Origin of the sequence: Glutamicibacter halophytocola, from assembly GCF_001302565.1 — a bacterium.
Lineage (GTDB): Bacteria > Actinomycetota > Actinomycetes > Actinomycetales > Micrococcaceae > Glutamicibacter > Glutamicibacter halophytocola.
Genome location: NZ_CP012750.1, coordinates 969,680 through 978,953, shown reverse-complemented (window position 1 = coordinate 978,953; position 9,274 = coordinate 969,680). Strand labels below are relative to the sequence as shown.

General features: G+C 62.1%; 4 protein-coding genes. 2 read left to right on the top strand and 2 right to left on the bottom strand.

Annotated elements, in window-relative coordinates:
* Positions 1–39 precede the first annotated feature (39 nt).
* Complete coding sequence (locus AOZ07_RS04550; protein ID WP_060700913.1) at positions 40–6,231, bottom strand: Ig-like domain-containing protein; 6,192 nt, start codon at positions 6,229–6,231, stop codon at positions 40–42.
* Positions 6,232–6,478: 247 nt separating this feature from the next.
* On the opposite strand from AOZ07_RS04550, the gene AOZ07_RS04545 reads away from it, so the two are divergent.
* Complete coding sequence (locus AOZ07_RS04545) at positions 6,479–8,146, top strand: DUF885 domain-containing protein (RefSeq protein ID WP_060700912.1); 1,668 nt, start codon at positions 6,479–6,481, stop codon at positions 8,144–8,146.
* Between the two features lie 45 nt (positions 8,147–8,191).
* On the opposite strand, the gene AOZ07_RS04540 is transcribed toward AOZ07_RS04545, so the two are convergent.
* A complete protein-coding gene (locus AOZ07_RS04540; protein ID WP_060700911.1) occupies positions 8,192–8,581 on the bottom strand; it encodes a VOC family protein in 390 nt (129 codons plus the stop codon).
* A gap of 195 nt (positions 8,582–8,776) precedes the next feature.
* Between AOZ07_RS04540 and AOZ07_RS04535 the strand changes: the two genes are divergently transcribed.
* Complete coding sequence (locus tag AOZ07_RS04535) at positions 8,777–9,256, top strand: DUF2975 domain-containing protein (RefSeq protein WP_060700910.1); 480 nt, start codon at positions 8,777–8,779, stop codon at positions 9,254–9,256.
* Positions 9,257–9,274 lie beyond the last annotated feature (18 nt).

Below are 9,274 nucleotides of genomic sequence, written 5' to 3'. Positions count from 1 at the left end.
TGCCCTTTCAGTGCATTGCGCTGCGCTCGCCGCGCGTGGCTAGAAGGTGGTCTTGTTGGATTGCGTGCCATCGATGACGGCGTAGTACGGCTCGGACCAGCCCGGCTCGATCACGCAAGGCAGGTCCGCGGAGGCCCGGCCGTTGCCGTTGACGTTGAAGGTCACGTTGTTATCGGAGAACATGCCGCCGGAGTGGTAGCACTGGGCCAGATAGGTATGCGTGCCTGGCGCGAAGTTGTAGAGCTCCACGTGGTACTTGTAGCAATCCGGGTCGCAGGTCGAGTTGGAGTAGCCGTTGTAGTTCGGCCCCTTGGACAGGGTCACCGAACGAGCCGGCTTCGGGTTGGTCTTTTCGGTCTTGGACCAGGAGCGCGACTGCCCAGCGTTATCGCTGGCGATGACCTTGATGGTCCGATCGGTGGAGTAGCCAAGGCCGGTCACCTTTTGCGTGCCGTCATTCTTGGTATTGTTTCCGCCGATCTTCACGGTCTGGCTGACGGTGCGGCCATTGTCCTCGCCTGCATTGGTGTTCCAATTGAAGGTGATCCAGTCATCTCCGTGCGAAGCGGAGATATTGGCGTTGTCGCGCAACGGGCCGTAGGCGCTTTCCTGGTTGCTGGCCGGGCTCGGCGACGCCGCGCCGGCAGCGTTGAGCGCCCGGACGCGCCAGGTGTGGGCGTTGCCGTTCGATCCGGTGTCGATCACCGCGCCGGGGCCGCCGAAGGACTTCCATGCCCCGCCGTCGGTGGAGTACTGGTATCCGGTGATCTTCGAGCCGTTGGATCCCGGAGCCTGGAAGTTCAGCTGCACCATCCGATAGGCGCCGGTGGCCTTGGCGGCCACCGACGAGATGGTCTTGGGCCGCCCGTAGGGGGTGACCGCTGCCGAAGGCGAGCTCTGTGCAGAGGCGCCGACCCGGTTGCTCGCGGCAATGGTGAAGGTGTAGGAGCCGGAGGTGCTCAAGCCGGTGACGCTCTGGCTGCGCTGGTCGGCCGAGATCGAGCCCACGGTCTTGACCAGGGTGCCCGACTTGAATACGCGCAGGGTGTACCCGGTGATCGGGGCACCGTTGTTTCCCGGTGCAGTCCACGCCACGTTGACCACGCCGCCGTCCACCGCGGATTCCTTGCGGGCCGCGGTCGGCGCCGATGGCTTGAACGGCTTTCCGGCCGGGGTGACCGCAGCAGAGTAGGCGCTGAAGACCGAGGGCTTTGCGGCCTTGTTGACCGCGCGCACCCGGACTTGGTAGTCGGTGCCGTTTTTCAGGCCCTTCCAGACATACGAGGTTCCGGTGATTCCGGTGACCTGGGTGATCCCGTTGCCGGGGGCCGGGGAGATTTCCAGCGTATAGCTCTGGATCGCCGAACCGCGGCTGACCGGAGCGGTCCACTTGAACGCGGCCTGCGTATCGCCGCTGGTGCCGGTCGGCGCAGCGGGCTGCTCTGGCTCGACATCCGGGCGCGCATCGGCGGACTGGGCGGAGGCCGGGGATTCGCCGACCGCATTGGTGGCGGTCACGGTGAAGTTGTAGACCTTGTCGTTGGTCAAGCCGGTGATGGTGCAGGTGGTGGTGGCGCACTGCTGGGTGTGCCCGCCGCCGGTGACGGTGTAGTGCGTGATGGCCGAGCCGTTGTTGGCTGGCGGATCCCACTGCAGCACGGCCTTTTCATCGCCGGTGGATTGCACGCGCGGCAGGCCCGGTGCTTCCGGTGCGCCCTTGACGTTCAGGGTCACGGTGCCGATGACATTGCGGGCCACATCCTCGGTGACATCGCCAATGGTGTATTCCACGCGCATCGTTCCCACGAAGTCGTCCTTCGGGGTGATCGCCACCTTGTCGCCCTTGACCTCGACATTCCCGGTGTCCTGCAGCGCGCGGGCATTGATCAGGCGCAAGGGGCCCTGGTCGGCGTACGGGTTGTGGTCATTGGCCAGGACGTCAACCACTTCGGTTTTGCCCTGTGCCGCATCGGCGACGTTATCGGCCACTGCCACCGGCAATTCGCGGTTGGAGCCGGTGACGGTCACCCTCATATTCGCTGCCACCGGCGGGTTCACCCCGTCGCTGACCGTCACCGAGACGGTGCCGCTGGTGCCCTTGGGCGTGGAGGCGTCGGCGCTGACCTTCAGCGTGTGGCCATCCACCAGCTGGGCGTCAACGCCCTGGATTTCCACCGAGCCGACAGCGAACTTCAGCTTCGGGACATCTTCTTCATTGGCGTCGTTGGCGGCCATGCGAAGATCCAGGAGGGCAGGTTCCTCGCCCTGTCCGACGGACAGCGAGTTGGACTGCAGCGTTGGCGCGAAGTTCTTCTCGTCGGGCTGCTTTTCTTCCTCTTCTTCCTCTTCTTCTTCCTTGCTCTTGCCGTCCTCGTTCTGGTCTTGTTCTTCGTCGCTATTGTCCTGGCCCGGGGCCGGGGTGACGTTGATTGGCACGGTGAGCTTGGACTTCAGGCCCTTTTCATCGTCAGGTCCCTCGCCATCGGTCACCTCGAAGCTCACCGTGGCCGAACCGTCGAAATCAACCGGTGCGCGGAAGGAGAGCTCGGTGGCGGATTTGACCAATTCGCCATCGTTTTCCGGCATGGAAGCCACCGATTCCTCAGTGGTCAGCCGCGGGCTGCGCCCCTCGCGGACCAGAACCAGGTCTTCGAGGTTCAGCGGCAGGGTTTCACCGGCCTGCACTTCGAGCTTCAGGCCGCTGCGCAGGATCGGGCGGGCGCCAGCGGTTCCCGGAACATGCACGAAGGCGGTGGAGGTCAAGCCATCCGCGTCTTCCAATGAATAGGCAATGACCTGGGGCTGTTCACCGGCGGTGATCGCCAGGCCATCCTCGGTCACCTTGGCGCTGCCCGGGTTATCCGGCAGGCTGACCTTGAGTTCATCGGCGCTGCCATCGGGGTCCTCGTCATTGCGCAGGATGTCCACGGTGATCTCGTCGTTTTCGATGACCTGTTCCAGGGACACGCGGTCGTCGCGGGCAATAGGCGCGAGCAGCTGGGCCTGCGGATCGGATTTGATGCTCAGCGTTCCGGCCGCCGTGCCGCCACGGCCGTCGGAAATCATGTAGCGCACCGAAATGCTGCCGTCATCCGGTGGCGAGGTCAGCAGCACACGGCCATCGGCAACGCTCACATCGGTGCCTGATTCGCTGGAAACATCGCTCATCAGGGCGATCGGATCCCCATCGGGGTCGGTGTCGTTGTCCATGACGTCCACAGCCACGGGGCGGTCCGGGCGCACGGTGAGGAAGTCGTTGACCGCGACCGGGGAGTTATTGGTTTCGGCCAGCGGAGCCACGCCAATCTTGATGGTTCCGGTGGCGCGGGCGCCGAGGCGGTCTTCCACGACGTAGCTGAACTCATCGGTGCCCGAAGCATCGGGGCTGGCGGTGTAGTCGATGGAGCCATCGCGGATCTTGGCGGTTCCCAGGCGCGGCGAGTCGCCGAACTGCACCAGGGACACCGAGTCGCCGTCCGGATCGATGTCGTCGATTGGCACCTGCACGTTGGTGCTGGAGCCGGCAAATACGCGGCCGGTGACCGGTTCCGGATTTGGCGGGCTGTTCTTTTCCAGGTCGCTGGCTTCGGCCGCGGGCTGGATATTGAAGGTCACGGTGGCGCTGGTTTCCTGGCCATCGGGGCCTGCGACCGTATATACGGCAGAAACCTGCTTGGCCTTGCCGCCGAAGTCGCCTGCGCGGAAGCGGACGGTGTCATCGGCGACGGAAATGATGGACCCTTCGCCCAGGCCCTCGGTTTCTTCCAGCTTCGGGCGCAGGGTGAGTTCTCCGCCGTTGGGGTGGATGTCGTTTTCCAGCACCTTGACGGTGGCCACGTCGTTTTCACGAACGGTGACGGTATCCGGGTTGGCCTGCGGCGGGTCCATGCGCGGCGGCGCGGGAATCGGGATGACCCGGATGGAACCGGTGGCTTCGTGGCTGCCGTTGGAGACGGTGTAGCTGATGGTGGTGGGGTCGGTCAGTCCGCGCACGTCGGTAATGCGCACAAAGGTGTTGCGTTCAATGCTCGTGGAGAACGGCTTGTCCGTGGCGCTTTGCACGCCGGTGGCCACCAGCACGCCGCCGGCCGGGTCGGTATCGTTGCCCAGGACGTTGACCAGCACGTCTTGGCCTGCCGGCAGCAGGGCGACATCGCGCACGGCGATCGGGTCGGCGGCCTGCTCTTCGGGTTTCTTCACGTCGATGCGGGCCAGGCCCGGAGCGCTGGCCGGGCCGTTGGTGGCCATGTATTCCACGTAGTAGGTTCCGGCACGCTCGGCCTTGACGGTGACGGCTCCGGTTTGGGCGTTGGAGGCCAGTTCCAATCCGGGAACATCATCAACGCCGGCCAGGCGCAGTCCGTCCCCGGTGGGGTCGGTGTCGTTCTCCAGCGGGCTGAAGCTTGCCGATTCGCCGATATTGGTGACCACGTGGTCGGTGGCGGTCACCGGCTTGATGGTGGATTCCGCCATCACCTCCACCAGGACACGGCCCTTGGTGCTTTCCTGGCCGTCGGAGACCTGGATGGCGACTTCCTTTTGCCCCAGCTTCTTGCCATCGTCCTGGAAGGTCATGGTGCCATCGGGCTGGACGCGGATCACGTCGTCGCCCTCGGAGGTCCCGCCCAGCAGACGCAGGTCATCGCCTTCTGCATCGGTCCAGTCGGTGAGCAGGTTGTGGCTTACCGATTCGCCCTGCTGCACGCGCAGCACCGTGGTGCGCTGCTGTTCCGGTGCCTTGTTGGTGTCATCGCCGACCACATTGAGCTTCACGGAGGCGGTGTCCTGCCCGCCGCGGCCATCTTTGGTGGTGTAGTTGAAGCTGGCCGATCCCTTGGCATCCTCGGGGACCACAATCTGGAAGCCGGTGCCATCATGCACTGGCTGGATGGCCCCCAAGGACGGGGAGGATCCTTCAATGGCCGCGGTCAGCAAATCGCCGTCCGGGTCCACATCGTTGTAGAGCACCGGCAGCAAGGTGGTGCGCCCGGGGCGCACCGAGTACTGGTCGTTTTCGGCGATCGGCTTCTTGTTTTCCTCGGTGCGGTTGGGCAGCTCGATGGCGTCGGTGATTTCCTTGGTTTCTTCTTCCTTGGCTTCGCCTTCGCCGGCCGGTGGTTCCAGGTCGCTCCAGTTGCTGACGATTTCCATGCCCTCGTTGGCCAGCCACACCTGGCCCGAATGAACATCGTTGAGCACAACAACATCGCGGTTGACGCGGAAGGCCAGTTCTGCACCCTCGGTCATTTCCGGGATGAGGGTGCGCTGGTTTCCGGCGGGATCATCGCAGAATCGCACGTATTCGCCGCTGGTCTGCCAGGCGGCGTAGGTGCACGAGCCAACGCGCACTGGTGCAATCGGGGTGCCGGCGGTGTCGACCTGTTCGTAGTTGGTGTCCTTGCCGGACAGCGAGACGGTGGCCAGCGATTGGTCCAGGGCAATGGCGACGTTGCCGGAGTCCGGTCCCGGGGCCTGGATGCGGGCATTGGCTGCATTCTCCAAGGTGGCCTTGCCGCCTTCGGAGGTGACCAGCTCTCCGCTGGTGTCGTCGAAGACCACCGCAGTGTCTCCCACTGCGGAAAGCTGCGGCTTCTTCATGGACGTCAGCTCGGAGATTTCAAACTGTTCGCCGGCGACGGCCGCGCCGTCGTTGTCCAGGGTGAAGCTGGAAAGGATGCCGGCGGCATAATCGGCCGCCCAAATGGTGTCGTCGGTGCCCACCACGGCTCCGACGTCGCCTTCGGAGTCGATCAGGGGTTCAGCGCCTTCGCCTTTGAAGTCGCCGATATGTTCCAGGGAGCTGGCTTGCACCGTGCCGTGTTCTGCATCGGTGACCGCGACGACGGATGAGCCGAAGGAGAAGGTCGAGTTCGCGGGCAGGTTGTTGTCGCCGGCAAATTGAACCATGGATGGGTCAATGGTGGTCAGTGATGCCTGCTCCAGATTGCGGACCATCACGTTTTCCTCGTGCTGGACCAGGTCGTAGCTGGCCAGTGGCGTAGCTACGCCGCCATCGATGGTGCGCGACTGGTAATTGACGTGGCCAATTTTGCCTTCGGACTGGTTAACCACCCAGACGCCGCCGTCGTTGAGTTCAACGTCAGCGGTTTCGAATCCGGGGTAGATAATGGCCCCGGTGACGGCGAGGGCCGCAGCTACCGGTATGGCAGTTGCTTTGAAACCGGTGCTTTTCAGCATGCCGGTCCAACCGGATGAGGCAGTTCTGGCCATTAAAGGTCATTCCTTGAATTGCTGGTACGAGTGCGCGCCGGCTGATGGTTTTTAATCACCGTATGCATAGTCAACGCCAACCAATTCTATCGATGCGATAAAAAGCGCGCCATGGTGACTTCTCCCCATGCGGGTGACTAGGCCGTTCGCTCACGAAATATTTTAACGGAACCTGCGGATATCCAGGTTTGGGGGTTCCAGGGAAAAACTCTTCAACAAATCTTTCATATCAACTACTCTTAGCTACATGACATCTCCCGCACCGCACCGCGAACCATCTGCGATCGACAAGATCGCCGAGGAGTTCTATCGCAAAAGCCTCGAGCTCACCCCGGAATGGGGAGTCTCCCTTGGCCTTCCCGGCTACGAATCCGCCTATGGCGATTACTCCCCCGCCGGCACTACCGGGCAAATCCGGCTCCTGAGCGACACCCTTAGTTCCCTGGCCAATGCCGCACCCGTTGATTCCGTGGACGAGGTCACCCTCGATGCCATGACCGAGCGCCTCGGGCTCGAATTGGAAATCCTGTTCACCGGCCGCACGGAACTGAATAACATTGCCAGCCCGGCCCAGGAAATCCGCTCGATCATCGATTTGATGCCCCAGGAGTCAGCAGAGGATTTCGCCTTTATCGCCCAGCGGCTCGAAAACCTGCCGGCAGCCATTGACGGCTATATTGCATCATTGCGTGATTCGGCAGCCAACTCGATGGTTCCCGCCAAGCGCCAGGTCCGGATTGTCACCACCCAATCAATTGACTACGCCAAGGACGGCGGATTCTTTGATCAGCTCGCTGTCGCTGGCAGCGCCATTGATCCCTCCTTGGCCCAGCGCCTGGAACGCGGTTCCGAAGGCTCGAAACTCGCCTATCGCCGTTTAGCCGAATATCTGGATGCCGAGCTCCTGGCTCAGGCTCCGGAACAAGACGCCGTGGGGCGCGAATACTATGCCCTCATGTCCCGGCGCTTCCTTGGCGCAACCGTCGACTTGGAAGAGACCTACGCCTGGGGCATTGCCGAGCTCGATGGCATCATCGCTGAACAGCAGCGTGTCGCCCAGCAAATCAAGCCGGGCTCGACCATCGACAAGGCGAAGCGCGTACTGAACGAGGATCCGGCCCGGAAGCTCAACGGCACCGATGCCTTGCGCGAGTGGATGCAGGACAAGGCCGACCAGGCCATCGCCGATTTAGCGGGAACGCACTTCGAAATCCCGGCGCCGATGGACCGCATCGAATGCATGATCGCCCCGACCCAGGACGGAGGGGTCTACTACACCGGACCGTCCGAGGATTTCACCCGTCCCGGGCGCATGTGGTGGTCGGTGCCACCAGGCGAGGACCAGTTCACCACTTGGGCCGAGCTGACCACGGTGTACCACGAAGGCGTGCCAGGACATCACTTGCAGATTGGCACGGCGCAGCTGCAAGCCGCGACCTTGAACAGCTGGCGCCGGTTGATGTGCTGGGTTTCGGGCCAAGGCGAAGGGTGGGCGCTGTATTCAGAACGGCTCATGCACCAGCTCGGCTATCTCGATGACCCCGGCGACTACATGGGAATGCTCGATGCACAGCGCCTGCGCGCGGCTCGAGTTGTTTTTGATATCGGCGTGCACCTCGGATTGCAGATGCCGCCACAGTGGGGCAAGGGCGCCTGGGACGCAGAGAAGGGCTACGAATTCCTGGAGCGGAACCTGGATCTTTCCAAGGGCCAGCTGGACTTCGAATACAACCGCTACCTGGGCTGGCCGGGACAGGCCCCATCCTACAAAATCGGCCAGAGGCTGTGGGAACAAATCCGTGATGAGTACGCGGCCACGGAAGGTGATGCCTTCTCGCTCAAGGAATTCCACACCGCCGCCCTGAAATTGGGATCGGTTGGCTTGGATACCCTCAAGCGCGCACTGCTGAAATAACCCGGATGGCAAAAACTGGGCCCGACTCACGTCGGGCCCAGTTTTTCATCCCTGGTAGCTGGAAATCTGGATCAGGTTGCCACAGGTATCGTCGAATGTCGCGACAGTGACCGGGCCACCCTCGGTAGGGTCCTGGGTGAATTCCACTCCCAAGCCGATCAGGCGCTCGTATTCAGCCTGGACATCATCAACTGCAAAGGACGCCACCGGGATCCCGTCGGCTTTTAGCGCTTCGCGATACGGGGCAACGGCTCGGTGTTCAGCCGGCTCAAGCAGAAGTTCCGTTCCGCCTTCTTGCTCGGGTGAAACGAGTGTCAGCCAGCTGAAGGGGCCCATGGGGATGTCGTGCTTGACCTTAAAACCCAGGACACTGGTGTAGAACTCTTTGGCTTTCTCTTGGTCGGAGACAAAAACGCTGGTGATGTATACACGCATTGGCAAAAGTCCTTTAGGTTGTTGACGGCCCACTGGCGGCGCAGCCAATTGGAGTACTTGCGACCATGTCCCACTCTTCCATATCGATTCCGAAGGTCAAGTGGGACTCGGGCCCGGGTTTTAGCGGAAGAAGCGCAGGTGGAATCCGCATGGTTATCTATTGAAAAACGATAGAAATTGATTGAGAATCAATGCATGTCACGTTTCGCAATCCCCTTGCTTCGAATAGCCCTAGCCATCACGATCTGTGGATCGGTGCTCGTTCAGCTTCTTGTACTCCCCATTTACATCGGTGAAGTCGTAGCCATGCACCCTGAGGCTTCCACCCTGGCTACGCCCTACAGATGGGTCGTCACCTTGGGCATCGCATGCATCCAGGTTTCCCTCGTTGCAATCTGGGCACTGTTGAATAAAGTTCAGAAACAGGAAATTTTCTCCGGGCAGGCACTGTCATGGGTCGAGACATTCATCTGGTCCACCACAACGACTAGCCTTCTGGTGATGGCACTGGGTTTCCATCTCTTGAATGCCGTCAAGGCTGGCGGACCGGGCGTGGTGCTGGCGGTTGCTGGCGGTGCGGTGATCATGGCTACCTTGGCCTTGCTCATGCTGGTCATGCGCGGAGTCCTGGTTTCGGCAACCAAGCTTGACGCGCAGTCATCGATGCCGGCCTGAGTGCACAGCCGGTGCCGC